General features: G+C 70.9%; 25 protein-coding genes. 18 read left to right on the top strand and 7 right to left on the bottom strand.

Translation table 11 applies throughout. From position 1 onward, the window contains the following. The first annotated feature begins 81 nt into the window (after positions 1-81). From ASF40_RS15785 to ASF40_RS15740, 10 genes are all read left to right on the top strand, one after another. Complete coding sequence (locus tag ASF40_RS15785) at positions 82-816, top strand: enoyl-CoA hydratase/isomerase family protein (protein WP_157549721.1); 735 nt, start codon at positions 82-84, stop codon at positions 814-816. A 71-nt stretch (positions 817-887) separates the two neighbouring features. After that, on the top strand, positions 888-1,736 hold the full coding sequence (locus tag ASF40_RS15780; protein ID WP_268776136.1) for a 3-hydroxyacyl-CoA dehydrogenase family protein: 849 nt from the start codon (positions 888-890) through the stop codon (positions 1,734-1,736). After that, positions 1,733-3,850 (top strand): phenylacetic acid degradation bifunctional protein PaaZ, encoded by a 2,118-nt coding sequence (gene paaZ / locus ASF40_RS15775; RefSeq protein WP_056370716.1) that lies wholly within the window; start codon positions 1,733-1,735, stop codon positions 3,848-3,850. The genes ASF40_RS15780 and paaZ overlap by 4 nt, the downstream gene beginning before the upstream one ends. A 142-nt stretch (positions 3,851-3,992) precedes the next feature. Beyond that, positions 3,993-4,454, top strand: coding sequence for a hydroxyphenylacetyl-CoA thioesterase PaaI (paaI, locus tag ASF40_RS15770; protein WP_082497108.1), 462 nt, complete (start codon positions 3,993-3,995; stop codon positions 4,452-4,454). A gap of 36 nt (positions 4,455-4,490) precedes the next feature. Further along, positions 4,491-5,453 carry a 1,2-phenylacetyl-CoA epoxidase subunit PaaA gene (gene paaA, locus ASF40_RS15765; RefSeq protein ID WP_056370715.1) on the top strand — a complete coding sequence of 321 codons (963 nt, stop codon included), beginning with the start codon at positions 4,491-4,493 and terminating at the stop codon, positions 5,451-5,453. Beyond that, positions 5,450-5,755, top strand: a complete 306-nt coding sequence (paaB, locus tag ASF40_RS15760; RefSeq protein WP_056370714.1) for a 1,2-phenylacetyl-CoA epoxidase subunit PaaB — start codon at positions 5,450-5,452, stop codon at positions 5,753-5,755. Before paaA ends, paaB begins: the two co-directional genes overlap by 4 nt. A gap of 110 nt (positions 5,756-5,865) precedes the next feature. Further along, positions 5,866-6,663 carry a 1,2-phenylacetyl-CoA epoxidase subunit PaaC gene (paaC, locus tag ASF40_RS15755; protein ID WP_056370713.1) on the top strand — a complete coding sequence of 266 codons (798 nt, stop codon included), beginning with the start codon at positions 5,866-5,868 and terminating at the stop codon, positions 6,661-6,663. Further along, positions 6,657-7,151, top strand: coding sequence for a 1,2-phenylacetyl-CoA epoxidase subunit PaaD (gene paaD, locus ASF40_RS15750; protein ID WP_056370711.1), 495 nt, complete (start codon positions 6,657-6,659; stop codon positions 7,149-7,151). Before paaC ends, paaD begins: the two co-directional genes overlap by 7 nt. Further along, a complete protein-coding gene (gene paaE / locus ASF40_RS15745; protein WP_082497106.1) occupies positions 7,151-8,347 on the top strand; it encodes a 1,2-phenylacetyl-CoA epoxidase subunit PaaE in 1,197 nt (398 codons plus the stop codon). Before paaD ends, paaE begins: the two co-directional genes overlap by 1 nt. Positions 8,348-8,357: 10 nt before the next feature. After that, a complete protein-coding gene (locus ASF40_RS15740; RefSeq protein WP_056370710.1) occupies positions 8,358-9,119 on the top strand; it encodes an enoyl-CoA hydratase/isomerase family protein in 762 nt (253 codons plus the stop codon). Between the two features lie 34 nt (positions 9,120-9,153). On the opposite strand, the gene ASF40_RS15735 is transcribed toward ASF40_RS15740, so the two are convergent. After that, the gene (locus tag ASF40_RS15735) at positions 9,154-10,806 is read right to left on the bottom strand and encodes a thiamine pyrophosphate-binding protein (protein WP_056370708.1); all 1,653 of its coding nucleotides are present in this window, start codon (positions 10,804-10,806) and stop codon (positions 9,154-9,156) included. Positions 10,807-10,957: 151 nt separating this feature from the next. Here ASF40_RS15735 and ASF40_RS15730 point away from each other — a divergent pair, with 151 nt between their 5' ends. Next, positions 10,958-11,266, top strand: a complete 309-nt coding sequence (locus ASF40_RS15730) for a hypothetical protein (RefSeq protein WP_056370706.1) — start codon at positions 10,958-10,960, stop codon at positions 11,264-11,266. Positions 11,267-11,280: 14 nt separating this feature from the next. Here the strand turns inward: ASF40_RS15730 and ASF40_RS15725 are convergent, their stop codons facing one another. Continuing rightward, the gene (locus ASF40_RS15725; protein ID WP_056370705.1) at positions 11,281-11,994 is read right to left on the bottom strand and encodes an IclR family transcriptional regulator; all 714 of its coding nucleotides are present in this window, start codon (positions 11,992-11,994) and stop codon (positions 11,281-11,283) included. Between the two features lie 123 nt (positions 11,995-12,117). Here ASF40_RS15725 and ASF40_RS15720 point away from each other — a divergent pair, with 123 nt between their 5' ends. The 5 genes from ASF40_RS15720 (at position 12,118) to ASF40_RS15700 (ending at position 17,155) form a co-directional block, all read left to right on the top strand. Continuing rightward, positions 12,118-14,037, top strand: a complete 1,920-nt coding sequence (locus tag ASF40_RS15720; protein ID WP_056370703.1) for an FAD-binding monooxygenase — start codon at positions 12,118-12,120, stop codon at positions 14,035-14,037. Between the two features lie 241 nt (positions 14,038-14,278). Continuing rightward, positions 14,279-15,748, top strand: coding sequence for an NAD-dependent succinate-semialdehyde dehydrogenase (locus ASF40_RS15715; RefSeq protein WP_056371543.1), 1,470 nt, complete (start codon positions 14,279-14,281; stop codon positions 15,746-15,748). Positions 15,749-15,897: 149 nt separating this feature from the next. Then, on the top strand, positions 15,898-16,104 hold the full coding sequence (locus tag ASF40_RS15710; RefSeq protein WP_056370701.1) for a dodecin family protein: 207 nt from the start codon (positions 15,898-15,900) through the stop codon (positions 16,102-16,104). An 85-nt stretch (positions 16,105-16,189) separates the two neighbouring features. Continuing rightward, a complete protein-coding gene (locus tag ASF40_RS15705) occupies positions 16,190-16,558 on the top strand; it encodes a hypothetical protein (protein ID WP_045300895.1) in 369 nt (122 codons plus the stop codon). A gap of 3 nt (positions 16,559-16,561) precedes the next feature. Continuing rightward, the gene (locus ASF40_RS15700; RefSeq protein WP_056370699.1) at positions 16,562-17,155 is read left to right on the top strand and encodes a GNAT family N-acetyltransferase; all 594 of its coding nucleotides are present in this window, start codon (positions 16,562-16,564) and stop codon (positions 17,153-17,155) included. Positions 17,156-17,203: 48 nt separating this feature from the next. Here ASF40_RS15700 and ASF40_RS15695 read toward each other — a convergent pair whose 3' ends face one another. The 4 genes from ASF40_RS15695 to ASF40_RS15685 all read right to left on the bottom strand — a co-directional run bounded on the left by ASF40_RS15695 (position 17,204) and on the right by ASF40_RS15685 (position 18,761). Then, entirely contained in the window at positions 17,204-17,410 is a 207-nt protein-coding gene (locus ASF40_RS15695; protein ID WP_056371541.1) for a three-helix bundle dimerization domain-containing protein, read from the bottom strand. Between the two features lie 68 nt (positions 17,411-17,478). Further along, positions 17,479-18,150 carry a VOC family protein gene (locus ASF40_RS15690; protein ID WP_056370697.1) on the bottom strand — a complete coding sequence of 224 codons (672 nt, stop codon included), beginning with the start codon at positions 18,148-18,150 and terminating at the stop codon, positions 17,479-17,481. A gap of 9 nt (positions 18,151-18,159) precedes the next feature. Continuing rightward, complete coding sequence (locus ASF40_RS21365) at positions 18,160-18,300, bottom strand: hypothetical protein (RefSeq protein WP_200919503.1); 141 nt, start codon at positions 18,298-18,300, stop codon at positions 18,160-18,162. Positions 18,301-18,395: 95 nt separating this feature from the next. Further along, on the bottom strand, positions 18,396-18,761 hold the full coding sequence (locus tag ASF40_RS15685; protein ID WP_056370695.1) for a DoxX family protein: 366 nt from the start codon (positions 18,759-18,761) through the stop codon (positions 18,396-18,398). Positions 18,762-18,874: 113 nt separating this feature from the next. Between ASF40_RS15685 and ASF40_RS15680 the strand changes: the two genes are divergently transcribed. Both ASF40_RS15680 and ASF40_RS15675 read left to right on the top strand, forming a co-directional pair. Next, positions 18,875-19,306, top strand: a complete 432-nt coding sequence (locus ASF40_RS15680) for a winged helix-turn-helix transcriptional regulator (RefSeq protein ID WP_082497105.1) — start codon at positions 18,875-18,877, stop codon at positions 19,304-19,306. Between the two features lie 45 nt (positions 19,307-19,351). Further along, positions 19,352-20,431, top strand: a complete 1,080-nt coding sequence (locus ASF40_RS15675) for a winged helix DNA-binding domain-containing protein (RefSeq protein ID WP_056370693.1) — start codon at positions 19,352-19,354, stop codon at positions 20,429-20,431. Between the two features lie 155 nt (positions 20,432-20,586). On the opposite strand, the gene ASF40_RS15670 is transcribed toward ASF40_RS15675, so the two are convergent. Then, positions 20,587-22,023, bottom strand: coding sequence for an XRE family transcriptional regulator (locus ASF40_RS15670; protein ID WP_056370691.1), 1,437 nt, complete (start codon positions 22,021-22,023; stop codon positions 20,587-20,589). Positions 22,024-22,064: the final 41 nt, after the last annotated feature.

The following is a 22,064-nucleotide window of genomic DNA, read 5'->3' as shown; positions in this document are numbered from 1 at the left end:
GCGCGACACGGTGACATTACTGAACGATCGATCAGATATTATGGGCGCGAGACCGCGACGAAGCGGATCGAGAGGATGCCGATGCCTGAGCCGCTCAAGATCGAGCGCCGCGAGGACCGCGTCGTCGCGACGCTGTCACGGCCGGACGTGCGCAACGCCATCGACCAGGACACCATCGACCGGCTGCATGAGCTGTGCGGCGAGCTCGAGCGCGAGCCGCGGACGCTCATCCTCACGGGCTCCGATGGTGTGTTCGCCTCGGGCGCCGACATCGCCCAGCTGCGGCAGCGCCGCGCCGCCGACGCGCGCCGGGGGATCAACACGAGGGCGTTCACGCGGATCCGCCACCTGCCGATGCCCGTCATCGCGGCGATCGACGGCTACGCCCTCGGCGGGGGCGCCGAGCTCGCGTACGCGGCCGACATCCGCATCGGCTCGCCGACCCTCAAGATCGGCAATCCCGAGACCGGCCTCGGCATCATCGCGGCCGCCGGTGCGACCTGGCGCCTGCCCGAGATCGTCGGCGAGGCGCGGGCTGCGGAGCTGCTCCTGACCGGACGGATCCTGGATGCCGACACCGCCGTCGAGTGGGGACTGGTGTCGTCGCTGTTCGAGCCGGGCGACCTCCTTCCCGCCGCCCACGCGATCGCCGACCGGATCGCGCGCAACGATCCGCTCGCGACGCGCCACACGAAGACGGCGCTCCTCGCCCCGCGCGCCGCACACCCGGAGATCGAGCTGGAGCTGCAGGCGCAGCTCTTCGAGAGCCCCGAGAAGGACCGCCGCATGACCGCGTTCCTCGAGAGGAAGCGCTGATGAGCGCGGCCGTCGACAGCACCCGGTCGTTGAGCGAGCGAAGCGAGACGAAACGCCCTGAGTCTTCGGGGGTGCCTGAGCGGGTCGGGGTCATCGGCGGCGGGCGCATGGGTGCGGGCATCGCGCACGCGTTCGTGCTCGCCGGCGCCGACGTGGTCGTGGTCGAGCGCGACGCGGACGCGGCGGTCGCAGCATCCGCTCGCCTTCTCGAGAGCGTGCGCCGCAGCGTCGAGCGCGGCACCACCGATCGAGGGGTCGACGCGCTCGCCGCGGCCATCGAGACGGCGACGGATGCTGCGGCTCTGGCCGGCTGCGGTCTCGTGGTGGAGGCGGTCCCGGAGGATCGGGAGCTCAAGCTCGACGCCCTCGGGCGTGCGGAACGCGTGCTCGCGCCGGAGGCGGCCCTGGCCACCAACACGTCGTCGATCTCGATCGACGACCTCGCATCCGTTCTGGATCGGCCCGAGCGCTTCCTGGGGCTGCACTTCTTCAACCCCGTGCCGGCGTCGCAGCTCGTGGAGGTCGTCACCGGCACCGCGACCGATGCCACGCTCGTCGACGCGGCGAAAGGCTGGATCGCGGCGCTGGGCAAGACGCCGGTCGTCGTGCGTGACAGCCCGGGCTTCGCATCGAGTCGACTCGGCGTCGCGCTCGGGCTCGAGGCGATCCGCATGCTCGAGGAGGGGGTCGCCTCGGCCGCCGACATCGATGCGGCGATGGAGCTCGGGTACCGGCATCCGGTCGGTCCCCTCCGGACGACCGACCTCGTCGGCCTCGACGTGCGCCTCGGCATCGCCGAGGAGCTGCACCGCGAACTCGGGGAGCGCTTCGCGCCCCCGGAACTGCTCAGGCGCCTCGTCGCCGACGGACATCTCGGCCGCAAGACCGGCCGCGGCTTCTACGAATGGAGTGACCAGTGACCGACATCCTCCCCAGCTACCTGCGCGACGCGTGGTGGACGCCCGCCTCGGCGACCGGTGCGACGGATGTGCGCGACGCGTCGACGGGTGAGGTCGTGACGCGCGTCAGCACCGACGGGATCGACCTCGCCGGCGCGATCGTCCATGCACGGACCATCGGCCAGGCGAGCCTCGGCGCGCTGACGTTCCACCAGCGTGCGCTGCTGCTGAAGGAGTTCGGCATCGCGCTGACCGCGCGCAAGGAGGAGCTCTACGAGCTGTCCAAGCGCGCGGGCGCGACCACGCGCGACTCGCTGAGCGACGTGGACGGCGGCATCGGAGTGCTCTTCACCTACTCGTCGAAGGGGCGGCGCGAGCTGCCCAACGCCCAGGTGTACCTCGACGGCCCGGTCGAGTCGCTGTCGAAGGACGGCTCGTTCCTCGGGCGCCACGTGTACACGCGGCTGCCCGGCGTTGCCGTGCAGATCAACGCCTTCAACTTCCCGATGTGGGGCGCGCTCGAGAAGTTCGCCCCCGCGTTCCTCGCGGGCGTGCCGACGATCGTGAAGCCCGCCACGCCGACGGCGTACGTGGCCGAGGCATGGCTGCGGATCCTCGTCGAGACCGGGAAGCTGCCGGCCGGCTCCCTCCAGCTGGTGAGCGGCGCCGTGCCGGGGCTGTTCGACCACCTGGGGCTCGGCGACCTCGTCGGGTTCACCGGGAGCGCGTCGACGGCGTCCCGGCTTCGCGAGCAGGCGGCCCCGGGCGTCAGGTTCACGAGCGAGACCGACTCGATCAACGCGTCGGTGCTCGGCCCCGACGCCGTCCCGGGCACGCCCGAGTTCGATGCGTACGTCAAGCAGCTCATGGTCGAGCTCACGACGAAGGCGGGGCAGAAGTGCACCGCGATCCGCCGCGCCATCGTGCCGACGGACGCCGTCGAGCCGCTCGTCGGCGCCCTGCGCGACAAGATCGCCGAACGCGTCGTCGTGGGTGATCCCCACGCTGAAGGCGTCACGATGGGCCCGCTCGTCTCGCTCGCGCAGCGCGACGAGGTGCTGCGCGCCGTGGGTGAGCTCGAAGCCGCGGGCGGCCGCATCCTGCTCGGGACGACGGATGCCCCGGACGTGACGCTCGCCGACGGCTCGACCGGTCCCGCCCCCGACGGAGCCTTCCTCACGCCCATCGTGATCGGGTTCGACGGCGCGGCCGACGCGCTGCCCGACGCGGTGCACGACGTCGAGGCCTTCGGCCCCGTGGCGAGCGTGCTCGCCTACCGCACGGTCGATGAAGCGGCCGACCTCGTCGGCCGCGGCGGCGGGTCGCTCGTGACGAGCGTCGCGACCGCCGACCCCGCCGTCGCCGCGACCCTGCTGGCCCGTACCGCCGCCTACAACGGACGCCTGCTGTTCCTCGACCGCGACGACGCCCGCACGTCGACGGGCCACGGCGCGCCCGTGCCGCACCTCGTGCATGGCGGGCCCGGCCGCGCCGGCGGCGGCGAGGAGCTCGGCGGCATCCGCGCGGTGCTGCATCACATGCAGCGCACGGCGTTGCAGGGCTCGCCCGCGATGCTGACGGCGCTGACCGGTGTGTGGCATCAGGGTGCAGCATCCCGATCGGATCGTCACCCGTTCCGCAAGTCGCTCGCCGAACTCGCGGTCGGCGACCAGATCGCCTCGCCCCTGCGCGCGGTGACGCTCGACGACATCGAGACGTTCGCGAACTTCACCGGCGACCTGTTCTACGCCCACATGGACGAAGAGGCGGCCGCCGCGAACCCGTTCTTCCCGGGCCGCGTCGCCCACGGCTACCTGCTCGTCTCGTGGGCGGCGGGGCTCTTCGTCGATCCCGAGCCCGGCCCCGTGCTCGCCAACTACGGCCTCGAGAACCTGCGGTTCATGACCCCGGTGTCGCCCGGCGACGAGATCCGAGTGGTGCTCACGGCCAAGCAGATCACCCCGCGCGAGACCGACGAGTACGGCGAGGTGCGGTGGGACGCCGTCATCCTCAACCAGCGCGACGAGATCGTCGCGACCTACGACGTCCTCACGCTGGTCGCGAAGACGGCGGCGGAATCGGATGCTGCCGCCGAGGCATCCGTCGCCCCGGTCTCTGCGGAGGTCACGGCATGATGCCCGCGTCAGCTCCGCGCGGTCGAAATCGGCGTCCGCGGTCGGAGCGTTCGGCCGCGGATGCCGGTTTCGGCAGCGCATGCGGAGGCACGGATGCGGATGGGGCAGCGGATGCCGCTTTCGGCAGCGTGGAGCCGGGCGCATGACCGACCCCGCCGCGCACTTCGTGGGCCAGCGTCGCATGCTGCAGCGCGACCGCGCGTCGGCCGCGCTCGGCATGGTCGTCGAGCGCGACGAGCCCGGTGAGGCGGTCGTGTCGATGCCGGTGCGGGATGACATGACGAACGGGTTCGCCATCACGCACGGCGGCATGGTGTTCGCGCTCGCCGACACGGCGTTCGCGATGGCCTGCAACGAGAGCGGCGACGTGACGGTGGCCGCCGGCGCCGACATCTCGTTCCTCAAGGCCACGCACGCCGGCCAGACGCTCACCGCGCACGCGCGGCGGCGCATCCTCTCCGGGCGCAACGGCCTCTACGACGTCACGGTGACCGACGACACCGGCGACGTGGTCGCCGAGTTCCGCGGTCGGTCCGTCACCACGCGCCGCACCCACCCCGACGATGCGGTCGGCGGCGGTGCCGAAGCATCCGTCACCGGGTAGACTTTACTGAACGAACGGTCTGTAAATAAGGAGTCGATGATGACGACCGAGGTGCTGATCGACGAGGTCGCCGAGCAGGCGGCGTTCGACGCGATCATCGAGGCCGACTCGCGCATCGAGCCGCGGGACTGGATGCCGGCGGCCTATCGCAAGACGCTGATCCGGCAGATCTCGCAGCACGCGCATTCCGAGATCATCGGGATGCAGCCTGAGGGCAACTGGATCTCTCGCGCGCCGAGCCTCAAGCGCAAGGCGATCCTGATGGCGAAGGTGCAGGACGAGGCCGGTCACGGCCTGTACCTGTACTCCGCCGCCCAGACCCTGGGCATCACGCGCGACGAGATGACCGAGCAGCTCATCGAGGGGCGGGCGCGGTATTCGTCGATCTTCAACTACCCGACGCCGACGTGGGCCGACATGGGCGCGATCGGCTGGCTCGTCGACGGCGCCGCGATCTGCAACCAGGTGCCGCTGTGCCGCGCCTCGTACGGCCCGTACGGCCGGGCGATGGTGCGCATCTGCAAGGAGGAGTCGTTCCACCAGCGGCAGGGCTTCGAGATCCTGCTGACCCTCATGCAGGGGACGCCCGCGCAGCGGGAGATGGCTCAGGATGCCGTGAACCGCTGGTACTGGCCGTCGCTCATGATGTTCGGGCCGCCTGACGACGAGTCGCCGAACTCGGCGCAGTCGATGGCCTGGAAGATCAAGCGCTTCTCGAACGACGACCTGCGGCAGCGGTTCATCGGGATGCTGGTGCCCCAGGCCGAGGTGCTGGGTGTGACCCTTCCCGATCCCGAGCTGCGGTGGGACGAGCAGGCTCAGCGGTGGCACACGAGCGAGATCGACTGGACGGAGTTCCACGAGGTGCTCGCCGGCCGTGGCCCGATGAACGTCGAGCGCATCCGCAACCGCCGCAACGCCCACGAGGAGGGCGCGTGGGTGCGCGAGGCGGCCGCCGAGTACGCCCGCAAGCAGAACGTGAAGGCGGTGGCGGCATGACCACTCCCGGCGCATCCGAGCGCGAGACCTGGCCGCTGTACGAGGTGTTCGTTCGCGCGAACCGCGGACTCTCCCATGTGCACGCGGGCTCGCTGCACGCTCCCGACGCCGAGTTCGCGCTGCGCAACGCGCGCGACCTCTACACGCGCCGGGGCGAGGGCACCTCCGTGTGGGTCGTCCCTGCCGACGCGATCACGACGAGCGACCCCGACTCGAAGGGCGCGTTCTTCGAGAGCCCCGCGGGCAAGAACTACCGCCACGCCACGTACTACACGGCGTCGGAGGGGGTGCCTCACCTGTGAGCACCATCGGCCACACGGGTTTGGGGCGCGATTCGTCCGTTGGGGCGGATAACGTCCGCCCCGACGGAGAGAACGCGCCCCAAACCGGGGAAGAAGCCACGCACGGTGACGTGACCGTCGAGCAGCTCGAGCTGTCGGCCGAACTGGCCGGGGGCGAAGGTCGCGCGGCGACGGCGGACGTCGCCGAGTACGCGCTGTGGCTCGGCGACGACGCACTGGTGCTGTCGCAGCAGCTCGGCGCGTGGATCGCCCGCGCCCCCGAGCTCGAGGAGGACGTCGCGCTGGCGAACATCGCACTCGACCTGCTCGGGCACGCGCGCTCCTTCCTCCGCTACGCCGGGACGTACGACGACCGCACCGAGGACGACCTCGCGTACTGGCGCGACGAGCCGGACTTCCGCAGCGCCTGGCTCTTCGAGCAGCCCAACGGAGACTTCGCGCAGACGATCGCGCGTCAGCTGGCAGCATCCGTGTACCTGTTCGAGCTGTACACGGCGCTGCAGACATCGTCCGACGACACTCTCGCTGCGATCTCTGCGAAGGCGGTCAAGGAGGTCGAGTACCACCGCGACCACGCCGTGCAGTGGACGCTGCGCCTCGCGGGCGGCACCGCGGAGTCGCGGCGGCGCATGATCCGCGCGATCGGGGACGTGTGGCCGTACGCGGGCGAGCTGTTCCGCGACGAGCCGCTGATCGAGCGTCTCGACGGCGTCGCCGTGCGGCCATCGACGTTGCAGCCGGCGTTCGACGCCGTGATCTCCGCGGTGTTCGCCGAGGCCGGGCTCGACGTTCCGACCACTCCGATGTCGTCGGCCGGCGGGCGCCACGGGTCGCACTTCCCGACGATGGGCTACCTGCTCGCTGAGATGCAGGTGCTGGCCCGGCAGCACCCGGGGTCGACATGGTGACCGGCGCGGTCACGGCCGAGCGGGCGTGGGAGGTGGCGGCGTCCGTTCTCGATCCCGAGGTTCCCGTCCTCACGATCGAGGATCTCGGCGTGCTGCGCGACGTCGTGGTCGACGCCGGGCGCGTGACGGTCACGATCACGCCGACCTACTCGGGGTGCCCCGCGATGGACGCGATCCGCGACGACGTCGTGCTCGCCCTCACCTCGGCGGGCTTCGACGACATCGACGTGCGACTGGTGCTCGCCCCCGCATGGACCACCGACTGGATGACGGATGCCGGCAAGCACAAGCTCGTCGAGTACGGCATCGCGCCGCCCACCGGACGCGCTGCGGTGAGCGGAGCGATCCGGCTGCAGCTGTCGGTGCGGTGCCCGCGCTGCGGGTCGCTGGATACGCGGGAGATCGCCCGTTTCGGGTCGACGTCGTGCAAGGCGCTGTACGAGTGCCGCGCGTGCCTCGAGCCCTTCGACCATTTCAAGGTCCACTGATGCGGTCCGACTCGACCTCGGCGAGCGAGAACGAGCGCATCGCCGAGACGCTGCTCACCACCGCGGTCGGCGGCCCGCGCGGCGCCAAGCATCGCGCACGGTTCCACACGCTGCGGGTCGCGGCGGTGCGGCCGCTCACGGATGCCTCGGTGGAGGTGACTTTCGCGATCCCCGAGGAGTCGCGGGACGCGTTCGACTACCTCGCGGGTCAGCATGTCGCGCTGCGGAAGGTCCTCGACGGCCACGAGGTGCGCCGTTCGTACTCGCTGTGCCGCGCGGAGGATGCGGGTGGCGGCGGTGATGGGCCGCGCACCATCAGCGTCGCGATCAAGCGCGATTCGGGGGGCCGGTTCTCGACCTGGGCGCAGACCGAGCTGAAGGTCGGCGACGAGATCGACGTGATGAGCCCGCAGGGCACGTTCACCTCGAAGCTCGGCGACCTCGACGACGCGCACGTCGTGGGGATCGCCGCGGGGTCGGGCATCACGCCGCTCATGGCGCTCGCCGCGACGGTGCTCGCGCGGTCGCGCTCGTCACGGTTCACGCTCGTCTACACGAACCGTTCGAGCCTCGACGTGATGTTCCTCGACGAGCTCTCGGACCTCAAGGACCGCTATCCGACCAGGCTCGCGCTGCACCACGTGCTCTCTCGCGAGCAGCGCACCGCCCCGCTGCTGTCGGGCCGCATCGACGAGCCGAGGCTGCGGCGGATCCTCGGCGACCTCGTGCTGCCCGACACGGTCGACGAGTGGTTCCTGTGCGGACCGTTCGAACTCGTGCAGCTGTGCCGCGACACCCTCGCGGACATCGGCGTCGACCCTGCGCACGTGCGTTACGAGCTGTTCACGACGGGCGAGGGGGAGCGCGCCGAGCCGTCGGCGGGGCGCCCGGTCGTCGTCGCGGAGAACGAGGCGGTGCGCCGCATCGAGTTCACCCTCGACGGGCAGTCGCAGGCCGTCGACAGTCCTGTCGCCGCGCACGAGTCGATCCTCAACGCGGCGCTGCGCGTGCGCCCCGACGTGCCGTTCGCATGCGCCGGCGGTGTGTGCGGCACGTGCCGTGCGCGCCTGCTCCAGGGTTCGGTCACGATGACCGAGAACTACGCGCTCGAGCCCGACGAGCTCGAGCGCGGGTACGTGCTCACCTGCCAGTCGCACCCCACGACCGATACCGTCGTCGTCGACTACGACGTCTAGGAGGAACGCCATGATCGAACTGACCATCACGGGCGACGTCGCCGAAGTCGTCCTCAACGCGCCCGCGAAGCTCAATGCGCTCTCACTGCGGGAGCTGGGGGAGATGGATGCCGCGTACCGCAGCGCGGAGGAGTCCGGGGTGCGTGCGCTCGTGCTGCGCGCCGAGGGCCGGGCGTTCTGCGCCGGCCGCGACATCGCGGGCGTGGACCCGGTGACCGACGACGTGCCCGAGTACCTCGCGGGCGTGGAGACGCTCATGCGGCGGATCGCCGCGTTCCCGGCGCCCACCTTCGCGGCCGTCCACGGCGCGTGCCTGGGCGTGGGGCTCGGCCTCGCGATCGCGACCGACGTCGTCTACGTCGCCGACGACGCGAAGATCGGCTCCCCGTTCGCGAGCCTGGGCGCGATGCTCGACTCGGGCGGCCACGCCCTGCTGTACGAACGGCTCGGCGCTCACCGGGCGCTCGACCTCATCTACACCGGCGCGATGATGTCGGGTGCCGAGGCTGTGGCGGCCGGCCTGTTCAGCCGCGCGATGCCGGTCGAGGAGGTCTTCGACTTCACGCTGCAGCGCGCAGCGCTCGCCGCGGCCGGACCGACTGCTGCCTTCGTCGCCTCGAAGCGGCTGATCGCTCGTCTGCGCGGCGAGCGCCTGTGGGACGCTCTGGCCGAAGAGGCCCGCGGACAGGAGGCGCTGCGCAGCACCGCCGACTACCGCGAGGGCTTCGCCGCCTTCCAGCAGAAGCGCAAGCCCGACTTCACGGGGGAGTAGGGCGCCCTGGGATGCGCGACGAGTCGGCCGGGGGCTACGAGTTCACACGGATGATCTCGCGCTGATAAGGCGCGATCACCGATCCCGAGATGCGGCAGTCGAGCACGAGGAAGCGACGGGATGCTGCGGGCTCGGCCGTCCACTCCGCGAGCCGGTCGAGGTCGGCCAGGGTGCGGACGACGACGCCCTCGGCGCCGACGCCCGCCGCGAGGGCGGCGAAGTCGACCTCGGGGATGAGCATCGGCTCCTTCGCGAGACCCTTCAGGCCGTAGAGGTTGATCTCGGCTCCGTAGGCCGCGTCGTTCCACACCACCGCGACGCCGCGGCCGCCGGCGACGCGGACGGCTGTCTCGAGGTCGGCGAGGGCCATCAGCCCGCCGCCGTCGCCCGTCGTCAGCACGACGGTCGCCGAGGGCTTCGCGAGCGCAGCGCCCGGCACCGACGGCCACCCGAGGCCGATCGACTGGAACGCCGTGCCGACCATCGTCATGCGGTCGGGCGACGCGACGGGCCAGTACATGTTCGCCCAGCCGATGAAGTGGCCGCCGTCCGAGACGACGACCCTGTCCTCCGGCAGCAGCCCGCCGATGCGCGCGGCGAGGGTCCGCGGGTCGAGTCGACCATCCGGGGCGACGCCGTCTCCCGCCTCATATGCGCGCAGCGGCATGAGGTCGACGGACTCGCGCCAGCCGCTCGCCGTGCCGCCGCGTGCCTGCAGGCCGTCGGCGACGGCACGGGCCACGACCGCGGCGTCGCCGCGCACGTAGCCGCCCACGTGCGGGTGGGTCGCGGCGGGCGCGACGTCGACCTGGAACACGCGGGTGCCGGGTGCGAACAGGTCGCCGAAGCGCATCGTGAACTGGTTGAGGGACGCCCCGAACACGACGGCCACATCGGCCTCGCGGACGAGTTCCATGGCGCCCTCGGCTCCGAAGCCGCCGGTGACGCCGAGGTCGAACTCGGCGCGCGGGAAGACTCCGCGCCCGAGCGCGGTCGAGGCCGTGACGGCTCCGACCGCGTCGGCGACGTCGCCGAGGGCCTCGCCGGCGCCCGAGATCCACGCTCCTCGACCCGCGAGCAGGAACGGTCTCTCGGCGGAGGCGAGCGCCGCGACGAGTCCCTCGACCGCACCTTCGGCGAAGGGCCCCGCGGGCACGAGGGGAGCGGGAAGACGCGGCTGCGGAGCCTCGGGAAGCGGGCCGGCGTCACGTGCTGCGACGTCGTAGGGGATCGCGAGCACCGTCGGCACCCGGTAGGTGAGCGCGTGCTCGATGGCGATGATGGTGGTGGCCGCAGCATCCGCCCGCCCGACGGTATAGGTACGCGCGCCGACGGCCGATGCGAGGGCGATCTGGTCGACGTCCCACGGGCGCGGGCCCGACGTCGGCTCGTCGCCGACGACGAGCACCAGCGGCACGTGCGCCTGCACCGCCTCGGCGAGGGCGGTGAGCGTGTTCGTGAAGCCGGCGCCGTACGTCGCGGTCGCGGCGGCGAGCCGCCCGGAGGCGCGGTGGTACGCATCGGCGGCCACGACGCCGCCGGCCTCGTGGCGCACGGCGGTGAAGTGCACGTCGGTGGAGCGCTCGAGCGCGTCGAGGAAGTACGCGTTGCCGTTGCCCATCACGCCGAAGACGTGATCGATGTGGTGGGCGAGCGTGAGGGCGACGTGCGCCGAGACGGTGCTCATGGCAGGAGACATGGCGATGCCTTTCGAGACGGAACGGATCGAGAGCCGTATGTGTCTCGCGCGTGCGCGCTGCGTGCCCATTTTTCGAGCACCGGCGGGCGACGGTGCCACCGGACGTGACGAGTATAGGTCTTCGGGCAGGATGGGAGTCATGAAGACGACTCAGCTCCGCCGGTACACGCTCGTCGACGGGGAGTACGACGCCTTCGTCGCGTGGTGGAACGAGTGGATGCCTCGGGTGCGGCCCGCCGCCGGCTTCACGATCGAGTTCGCCTACGGCCTTCCCGAGACGAACGAGTTCGTGTGGGCCGTGAGCGCCCCCGGCGACGAGGACGCGTTCGTCGCCCTCGAGAAGGAGTACCTGGCGTCGGAGGCTCGGGCGGAGGCGTTCGCCGGAGTGCCGCAGCGCGTCGCGGAGTACAACATCCGCCTCGTGACCGAGTACCCCACCGGGGCCTGACGAACACCCCGGGGCTAGCCGCCCAGCGCGTCGCGGATCGCGCTCGCCGATCGGGTGAGGCGCGCCGCGATCTCCTCATCGGAGTGCGCGCTCGCGACGAACACGACCGCGATCGCCGCGGGCCCGCGCCCGCGTACGACGAGCGGCACGGCGACCGCCCGCAGGCTGGGGATGACCTCGTCGTGGCTCGTCGCGAAGCCGCGGGTGGCGGCATCCGTCACCTCCGCCGCGAGCTCCGCTGACACGCCGGCCGGCCACGACGACGTCGGCAGCAACGACAGGATCGCCTTGCCCGGGGCACCGCGCGTGATCGGATGCCGCGTGCCCGGCCGCTGCGCGACAGGGTTCACGGCGTGGCGCGGCTCGACGCTCGAGAGCGTGACGCACTCCTCGTGGTCGAGCACCGCGAGGAAGCAGGTCGCGCCGAGGTCGCCCGCGACAGCGGTGAGCTCGGGGAGCGCCTCGGCCTGCAGGTCGTGCGCGACGCCGGCGGCAAGGGCGGCGAGACGGGCTCCCAGCTCGATGCGGCCGGCGGCGTCACGCTCGACGAGCCCGTGGTCCTCGAGTGTGCGAAGGAGCCGGTAGGCCACCGAACGGTGCACCTCGAGCCGCGCAGCGATCTCGTCGATGGAGAGCGGACCACGTGCGTCGGCGAGCACTTCGAGGATCCGGATGCCGCGGCTCAGCGTCTGCGAAGCGGGCGCTGTCGTGCCGTCGAGCCTTGTCATGCGGCATCCCTTCGTATACGATCTGTTCAATAGTAGAACGGCGTGTTCGAATATAGAACACGCCCGCGCTCGCAGCAAGCCCAGGCCACGAGCCCTCGACACCGTAGTCCGAGGAGGACACCGATGCAGTTCCACCACCACGGCTACGTCTCGGCCGACCCGCGCGTGCAGGACGCCGCCGGCACCGGCATCGACCGCCCGGCCGAGCTGCCCGACGAGATGGACATCCTCATCGTGGGCTCGGGCCCTGCGGGCATGCTCCTCGCCGCCCAGATGTCGCAGTTCCCCGGCGTCACGACCCGCATGATCGAGCGCCGCGAGGGGCGCCTCGTGCTGGGGCAGGCCGACGGGATCCAGCCGCGGAGCGTCGAGACGTTCCAGGCGTTCGGCTTCGCCGAGCGCATCGTCGCCGAGGCCTACAACATCGCGTGGATGAACTTCTGGGGTCCCGACCCCCAGAACCCCGACAAGATCGTCCGCACGGCCCGCACGGAGGACTACGCGTTCAAGATCAGCGAGTTCCCGCACCTCATCGTGAACCAGGCGCGCGTGCTCGACTACTTCGCCGAGGCCGCTGCCCACGGGCCGGGGCGCATCCTGCCCGACTACGGGATCGAGTTCGTCGGCCTCACGGTGCACGACGGCGGCGAGTTCCCGGTCGAGGTGCGCGTGCGGCACGTCGCGGGCGAGCGCGCCGGCGAGGAGCGCACCGTGCGCGCGAGGTACGTCGTCGGGTGCGACGGCGCGCGCAGCGGGGTGCGCGAGGCGATCGGCCGCACGCACGTCGGCGCGTTCTCGGCCCACGCCTGGGGCGTCATGGACGTGCTCGTCAACACCGACTTCCCTGACTGGCGCACCAAGTGCGCGATCAACTCCGAGGCCGGCAACATCCTCCTCATCCCGCGTGAAGGCGGCTACCTCTGCCGCGTCTACGTCGACCTCGGGGAGGTCGCGAAGGACGACGACCACCGCGTGCGCCAGACGCCGATCGAGGCCGTCATCGCCAAGGCGAACGACATCCTCCACCCGTACTCGCTCGACGTGAAGCAGGTCGCGTGGCACAGCGTGTACGAGGTCGGCCACCGCGTCACCGACAAGTTCGACGACGTCGACGTCGACCAGGGGCACGACCCCCGAGTCTTCCTCACCGGCGACGCGTGCCACACGCACAGCGCCAAGGCCGGCCAGGGCATGAACGTCTCGATGCAGGACGGCTTCAACCTCGGCTGGAAGCTCGGTCACGTCCTCACGGGGCTCAGTCCCGCTTCCCTCCTCTCGACGTACTCCGCCGAGCGGCAGCCGGTCGCCCAGCAGCTCATCGACTTCGACCGCGAGTGGTCGGCCCTCATGGCCCGCAAGCCCGAGGAGATCTCCGACCCGCAGGAGCTCGCCACCTTCTACCTCGGCACCGCCGAGTTCCCGTCGGGATTCATGACGCAGTACGGCGCGTCGATGATCGTGACGGATGCTGCGCACCAGGCGCTCGCCGAGGGGTTCCCGCTGGGCAAGCGGTTCAAGTCCGCGGAGGTCGTGCGCGTCTGCGACGGCAACCCGGTCCACCTCGGCCACCACGCGAAGGCCGACGGCCGCTGGCGGATCTACGCCTTCGCCGACGCGCCCGCGGCGGGGGAGGCATCCGTCCTCTCCGACTGGGCCGCGTTCATCGCCTCGGCCGAGTCCCCGGTGCAGCGCTTCACACCGGAAGGCGCCGACATCGACGCCGTGTTCGACGTCAAGGTGATCTACCAGCAGCCGCACGAGGACGTCGACATCGCCCGGGTGCCCGAGCTGTTCCTGCCGAAGACCGGACCCCTCGGACTCACCGACTGGGAGAAGGTCTACGCGGCCGCTCCGAGCGCCTGGACGAGCACCGACATCTTCGAGGAGCGCGGCCTGTCGCGCGACGGCGTGGTCGTCGTCGTGCGCCCCGACCAGTACGTCGCGGCGGTGCTCCCGCTCGCCGCGACCGACGAGCTCTCGGCGTTCCTCGCCGGCGCATTCGTCGACCAGCACGCCCCGGCGCTCGCGCGCGTCCTCGATTGAGGAGCAGAGCCGAGATGAGGGATCGCGGCCCGAGCCCGGTCCTCATCTCGGCCCTCGACCTCGAATGAGGACGCAGGCGCGAGGCGCAACCGCTGTGCAGGCGGGTGAATCATGACAGCGAACTGTACAAGATGTACATCGGCCGGCGAGGTCGGCCGCGGGCAGAATAGCCCCAGACCAACGACCGAAGAGGGTGCCGCGGCATCCGTCCACCGACAAGGGAGTCCCCGTGACCACGACGATCACCGAAACCCGTGAGTCCGAGCTGCTGGCGTCCGTCCCCGACGGGCTGTTCATCGGCGGGCAGTGGCGTGAGGCATCCGGCGGCAAGACCCTGAAGGTCTACGATCCCTCGAACGGCGAGGTCGTCAAGGAGATCGCGAACGCGTCGCCCGAGGACGGCAAGGCGGCCCTCGATGCGGCCGTCGACGCGTTCCCGGCGTGGGCGGCGACGCCGGCGCGGCAGCGCGCGGAGATCCTGCGGCGTGCGTTCGATCTGCTGCAGGAGCGCAAGGAGGACTTCGCGCTGCTGATGACGATCGAGATGGGCAAGCCCTTGGCCGAGGCGCGCGGCGAGGTCGCGTACGGCGGCGAGTTCCTGCGCTGGTTCAGTGAGGAGACCTCCCGCGTGCAGGGCCGCTACGGCGCGAACCCCGAGGGCACCGGCCGGATGATCGTGTCGCAGCACCCGGTGGGTCCCTGCTTCCTCATCACGCCGTGGAACTTCCCGCTCGCGATGGCGACACGCAAGATCGCCCCGGCGCTGGCCGCAGGCTGCACCGTGGTCATCAAGCCGGCCGAGCTGACGCCGCTCACCACGCTCGCGTTCGCGCGGCTGCTGGAGGATGCCGGCGTGCCGGCCGGTGTCGTCAACGTGTTCACTACCTCGACGTCGGGCGCCGTGTCGGAGCCGATCATCCGCGACCCGCGGCTGCGGAAGCTCTCGTTCACCGGGTCGACGCAGGTCGGCCAGCGTCTGCTCGAGCAGGCCGCGCAGGGCGTGCTGCGCACCTCGATGGAGCTCGGCGGCAACGCCCCATTCGTGGTGTTCGACGACGCCGACCTCGACAAGGCGGTCGACGGCGCGATCGCGGCGAAGTTCCGCAACATCGGTCAGGCGTGCACCGCGGCCAACCGGTTCATCGTTCACCGCTCCGTTGCCGACGAGTTCGCCCGCCGGGTCACCGAGCGCGTCAACGGCTTCACCATCGGCCGCGGCACCGAGGAGGGCGTGAACATCGGTCCGCTCATCGACGACCGTGCCGTCGCGAAGGCGTCGCAGCTGGTGCAGGATGCCGTGTCCCGTGGCGCGAAGGTCACCACCGGCGGCAACGAGGTCGACGGACCGGGCACGTTCTACGAGCCCACCGTCGTCACCGACGTGCAGCCGGGGTCGGAGATCCTCCGCGAGGAGATCTTCGGGCCGGTGCTCGCGATCATCCCGTTCGACGACGAGGACGACGCGGTGCGCCTGGCCAACGACACCGAGTACGGACTCGTCTCGTACGTGTTCACCGAGAGCCTCGCGCGCGGCCAGCGCATGATCGAGCGCCTCGAGACCGGCATGATGGGCCTCAACATGGGCGTCGTCTCCAACGCGGCAGCGCCGTTCGGCGGCTGGAAGATGTCGGGCCTGGGCCGCGAGGGCGGCGCCGAGGGCATCCACGAGTACCTCCAGACCAAGTACACGCTGACGCCGAACCCGTTCTGACCCACGCCTGAATCGATGACATGAGGAGAGTGGATGCCCCGGGAGGGGGCATCCGCTCTCCTCGTTGTCCCGGTCGAGGTGCACCCCTTCCATCCGGGCGCGACCGGGATCACTATGGTCGTGTCGGCATCGAGCGATGTGGGGTTGAGATGAGCGTTTACCGAGTGATCGACGTCATCGGCACGAGTGCCTCGTCCTGGGAGGAGGCCGCCCGAGAAGCCATCAACACCGCCGCAGGATCGCTGCACGATCTGCGCATCGCGGAAGTGACGAAGCAGGACGTCGTCGTCGGCGACGACGGCGCGCTGCTGTTCCGTTCGCGGATCCAGCTGTCGTTCAAGTACGCGCCGGAGTGACCCGTCGCGACGCCCTCTGGTGGCGTCCCGCAGGGCTCTCTATGTTGGGTGTCAGCGTGTGCGGACCGAAGCGGAGGAGTCGTTGATGGAGTCACCGGTCGAGAGTCTGACGAAGTCCGCGCCATCATGGGGCGCGAAGATGGCGTTCGGCGAGACCATCGATGTCGGCGGGCGACAGGTGACCCCGGCGGCCCTGGTCGTCTTCGGGTTCGGCGGCGGCGGCGGTTCCGGCAAGTGGCCCGCGCGCGGCGGGCTGCCCGAGGGTGAGGGCGAAGGAAGCGGCGGGGGTGGCGGCGGTTACGTGCTGCCCATCGGCGCGTATGTGAACGGTCCGAACGGGCCGAAGTTCCAGCCGAACCCGGTGGCCATGATCGTGGTGAGCGTCCCGCTCGTGTCCGCCGCCGGCTGGGCGCTGGCGCGGATCATCACCGCGGTGAGGTCGGGTCGGAGGTAGGACGTGGTCCTTGCGACGTCGCACGTGATCAAGCCGCTCACTCCCGAGACGTTTCCCGCTTGGCTGGCGCTCGCGCAGAAGCACAACGGGGTCTGGGGCGGGTGCTACTGCTCGTACTTCCACGGCGACACCGAGCACACCGTCAAGAGCGAGTACGACCGCGCGACGTTCAAACAGCGGCTCGTGGATGAGGGCGTCGCGCACGCTGCGCTCGTCTTCGACGGCGACGACGCGATCGCGTGGTGCGAGTTCGGCAGTCCGGCCGAGCTGCCGGGCATCTACCACCGCAAGGAGTACGACGCGGGCGAGACGAACCCGGCGCCGTGGCGTATCACCTGCTTCTTCGTCGACCGCGACCACCGGCGTTCGGGGGTCGCGCGGGAGGCATTGGACGGTGCGCTGGAACTGATCGCGCAGGCGGGCGGCGGCGAGGTGATCTCGTTCCCCAACGAGCTCCCGCCCGGCAAGAAGACGTCGTCGTCGTTCCTCCACAACGGCACGCGGGCCATGTTCGAGAAGTCCGGGTTCACGTTCGAGCGCCACATCGGCAAGAACAAGACCGTGGTGCGCAAGACGGTCCCGCCGGCCGGCGCCTGACGCCGGTTCGCGCGGGCGGAGTCGGCGAGAGGACGCCGCGCGGGCGGACTACTGGATCGGATGCTCGAGCCGGGCGCGTGCTTCGCGCTCGACCAGCACGGGGACGAAGTCGCGCACCTTCGCGCGCGCGAAGTGCGAGTGCGCGTCGGCGACGGCGCGCTCGATCTCGGAACGATCTCTCGAGGGGAACCGCCCTTCCAGCCGGTCCACGACGTCGGAGAGGGCCTGACCCTCATCCGCGAGCTCACGGGTCATGTGCTCAGGGTGCACTTCGCCCTCCGCTCTCGTCAAGCAGGCGAGGACCGAGGTGTCGGCGACGCGGATCACTCGTAGGTGTCGGTCCACGACGCGATGTCCACGCCGTGGTTGTCGGGCGAGGCGAGCGACCACCAGGCCGGAGCGTGCGAGTCGTCGGCGAGTCGCCCGCCGGCCGCGAGTGCGGCGTCGACGCGGGCCTGGGCCTGGTCGGCCGGCACGAAGACGTCGAAGTGCGTCCGGCCCCTCGACGGCGAGTCCCCGGCGATCGGGTTGAAGGCGAGCTGCGGTCCGCAGCGCATCGGATCCGCGGCATCCGTGTCGCCCACGTCCTCATAGCCGAGCGCCGCCGTGAAGAAGGGGCGCACGTCGGCCCCGGAATGCTGAGCGACGTAGATGCCGATCGACTGTGCGCGCGAGGGGTCGGGGATCAGGCGCTGCTCGGCGGCGGCCACCGACACGGCGGCGGCGAAGTCCACGGCTGCGGCGGGGATGCCCTCCGGGCCGGCGCACGGGACGCGCACGACGACTCCCTCGGGACGCACGTCGATGTCCGGCCGGAGGCCGAATCGCTCGGCGGCCGCGACGATCGGGGCGACGAGCCCGGCGGCATGGGACAGGGAGGTCGCAGTGAAGACGGCCTGCGGCCCCGTGCCGGTGACCCGCCAATCGGAGAGGCCCGGCGCCCGATGGAACCCTGCCGCCGAGATCGCATCCGATCCGTTCGCCGATTCATCCATCGAGGTCTCCTACACCGGTTCGGTCGTGCGGATCAGGCCGCAGTTCACGCACGACCAGGCGACCAGGAAGCGCTCATCGTCGAGGATCTCGAAGCTCAGCGCGTCGCCGCACGTGGGGCAGAGCCGCGGATCCGCGTCGTTCACCCTCATCCCGTCAGCTTAGGGAACCCGATCGCACGCCGGGAGTCCCGAGGAGAGCGGATGCCTGTCGCGGGGTGTGCCACTCTCCTCCGTCGCCCGTGCGGTCAGAGCACGACCAGGAAGCCCACCACTGCGCTCACCGCGGACAGCACGGCGAGCACGATCGACGGGGTCGCGTTCTCCTTGCGGCGCACGTGCACGGCGACCGCACCGACCATGACGACGGTCAAGGCGGCAGCGGCGATCGGGGTGAGGATCGGCGCGATGCCCGTCAGGAGCGGCAGGATCAGGCCGATCCCGCCGACGACCTCGGCGGCGCCGATGAGCTTCACGGTCGGGTCGGCGAAGTCGTCGGCCCAGCCCATGCCGCTCGCGACGAGAGCGGACTTGGGACGGGCGACCTTCATGGCGCCGGCCGCGACGAAGGCGAGGGCGAGCAGGCCGTTGAGGATCCAGAGGGCGATGGTCATGCGAGTACTCCAGGGAGAGATCGTGGGGTCTGTTACTGTTTGTAAGCAACCTCATGATGCGTCACCTGGACGACGCGTACAAAAGGCACACGGATGTAAGTAGGTGACACGCGATGGCGACCACCCTCACGGTCGGGCTCCCCGGCGAGCCCACGCCGACCGGCTACGAGCGCTCGTGCGAGCAGGCCGCACCCGGCTCCGACCACGGGCGTGCCATCCGCGACGTGCTCGACCGCATCGGCGACAAGTGGTCGCTGCTGGTCATCGGCACACTGCGGCGCGAGCGCCTGCGCTTCTCCGAGCTGCAGCGACACATCCCCGGCATCTCGCAGCGCATGCTGACGCTCACGCTGCGTCAGCTCGAGCGCGACGGGCTGATCACGCGCACCGTCCACGCCGAGGTGCCGCCGCGGGTCGAGTACGAGCTGACGCCGCTCGGCGGCACGCTCATCCAGCTCGCGATGGCGCTCGCCGACTGGGCCATCGAGAACCATCCGCGCATCGAGGACTCCCGCGCCGCCTACGACGCCGCGCACCAGCGCTGACGATCGCGGACACCGGGCGTCCGCGGCCTGGGCCATGATGGGCGGGTGGATGCCTCGACCATTCGGTCCGAGCGGCTCCGGTCGCACCGCCTGAGCGCCCCCGCGGCGACGGTCGCCGACGCCGCGCGGCACATGCTCGCGACGCAGAGCCAGGAGTTCTGGGGCGGGCGCTGGGCGCTTGCGACGCGCGTGCGCGGCCGAACGACGGTGCGCGACGTGGACGCCGCCTACGGCCGCGGCGAGATCGTGCGCACCTGGACCATGCGCGGGACGATCCACACGATCCCCACCGCCGACATGGAGTGGGTGCTGTCGCTGACCGCAGAGCGCCAGCGCCGCCAGGCGGCGGCCGTGCACCGCAACGAGGGGATCGACGCCGACGAGGCCGACCGCGCCGAGCGCCTGGCCCGGGCAGCGCTCGGCGGGGGCAACCGCCTCACGCGCAAGGAGCTGTTCGAGGTGTGGGAGCAGGGAGGGGTGTCGACGTTCCGGCAACGGGGCTACCACCTGCTCGTCGCCCTGTCGCTGCGCGCCGTGCTGTGCCAGGGCCCGGTCGTGCCACGGGAGAAGGGGCCGACTCGCGAGCAGTTCTTCGTGCTCGCCGACGAGTGGATCACGGATGCCGTGACCCCGGCCGATCGGATGGCCGAGTTCTTCGTCCGCTACATCGCCTCGCACGGTCCCGCCGGCGCGCGGGACTTCGCGTGGTGGAGCGGGCTCCCGCTCGGGATCTCGCGCGCGGCGGCGGAGGCGGCATCCGATCGTCTGCGTCTCGTCGCCGACGAACCCGAGCCGCAGTACGTGGTCGCCGGCGCCGCACCGCGGCGCAGCGCCGCGACCCCCGAGGTGGTGGCACTGCCGCCGTTCGAGGAGTACTACCTGTCGTACGCCGACCGCACCGTGCCCTGCGCGCCGGAGTTCCTGAGTGCGATCGGCCCGAGCATGAACGGCATCGTGCGTCCTATCCTCGTCGCGCGCGGCGAGGCGGTCGGCGTGTGGACGCACTCGCTGGCCGTGGGCCGCCACGCGGAATCCCCGGTGCCCGAGCTGTTCACCCCGGGGGCTGCGACCGACGAGGAGATCGCCGCCGCGCTCGACCGCTACCGCGACTTCATCACGGCATAGCCCCATAGCCCCGGGTCTGGCCGCCGAAGCCCGCGCACACCTGCCGAAACACGGGTTCGTCACCGAACACGCCGGGGCGCAGCATCCGTTCCCGGCGTGTCGGCGTTACCGACCCGTGTTTCGGCAGCAGACGCCCCGCGCCGAGTGGCACGGGCTCAGGCGTGGCGGTCGAGGAAGTCGTACACCTCGTTGTCGTCGACGCCGGGGAAGGCGCCGCGGGGGAGCGGCGAGAACATCTGCATGTGCACGCGCGCGCTCGGCCAGGCCTTGCCCGCCCAGCGATCCGAGACGCCGGAGGCGACGCGGCGGCAGCACGACTCGTCGGGGCACGTCGAGGTCGCGCGCTTCTGCGTCTCGCGTCCGCGGAACCACCGCGCGTCGTCGAAGGGCACGCCCACCGTGATCGAGAACTCGCCCTCCGCGGTGGTGCCGGTCTGCGTCGAGCACCAGTAGGTGCCGGCGGGGGTGTCGGTGTACTGGTAGTGCTCGGTGGTGCGGTTCTGCTCCGAGAAGGCGGCGCGCGCCGAGAACTTTCGGCACGCGATCTGGCCGTCCACGGCGCCGGTGACGTCCATGGGGAGCGGCAGGTCGTCGTTCTCGTAGACACGCGAGATCGCCCCCGACCCGTCGACGCGCAGGAAGTGCAGCTTGATCCCCAAGTGGTGCGTCGCGAGGTTGGTCAGGCGCATGCCCGCCGCCTCGTGCGTCACGCCGAACGCGTCGCGGAAGTCCTCGACGGCGAGGTTGCGATCCTTCTTCGCCTGCTGCAGGAACGACACCGACGCGGTCTCGGGCATCAGGCAGCACGCGGCGTAGTAGTTGATCTCGAGCCGCTGCTGCAGGAAGTCGGCGTAGTCGGTGGGCCGCTTGTGGCCGAGCAGCCGGTGCGCCATCGCCTGCAGCGCCATCGACCGGAGGCCATGGCCGCCGGGGATGGACGCCGGCGGCAGGTAGATGCGCCCGTGCTCGAGGTCGGTGACCGAGCGCGTCGAGTGGGGCAGGTCGTTCACGTAGATCAGCTCGAAGCCGAGCTTCTCGGCCATGATGCTGACGGTGCGGTGGGTGAGGGCGCCCGACACGTGCCCCGCCGACTTCAGCTGCTTCTCGGCGAGCTTCTCGATGTCGGGGAGGTAGTTGTCGCGCTCGCGCATCATGAGGCGCAGTTCGGTGTTGGCGCGGCGCGCCTCCTCAGGCGTCGCGATGGCCTCGCGCTCACGACGCTGCAGCTCGCGGTGCAGGCCCAGGATCGACTCGATCGTGTCGTCGGACATGCCCTTGGTCACCTTGATCGGCGTGACGCCGAGCTGGCGGAAGACCGACCCCGACTGCGCGCGCTCGAGCTCGATCTCGAGCGCCGCGCGGCGATTGGGCGGCTCGGCTGAGAGGAGGTCGCCGACGTCGACACCCGTCGTCGAGGCGATCGCCTGCAGCAGCGACAGCTTCGGCTCGCGCTTGCCGTTCTCGATGAGGCTGAGCTGGCTGCCGGCGACCCCGACCAGCGCGCCCAGCTCATCGAGCGTGTACCCGTGGGCGAGACGCTGATGACGGATGCGGTGGCCCAGGGTCGACAGTTCGAGTGACGTGGGGGGCATTCCTTGATGCTAGCGAAAGAATTGCAACTCTTGACACCAGA

Origin of the sequence: Microbacterium sp. Leaf288 (assembly GCF_001422925.1) — a bacterium.
Taxonomy (GTDB): domain Bacteria; phylum Actinomycetota; class Actinomycetes; order Actinomycetales; family Microbacteriaceae; genus Microbacterium.
The sequence above is the reverse complement of the archived record's forward strand: the minus strand, read 5'-3'. Positions and strand labels throughout refer to the sequence as shown.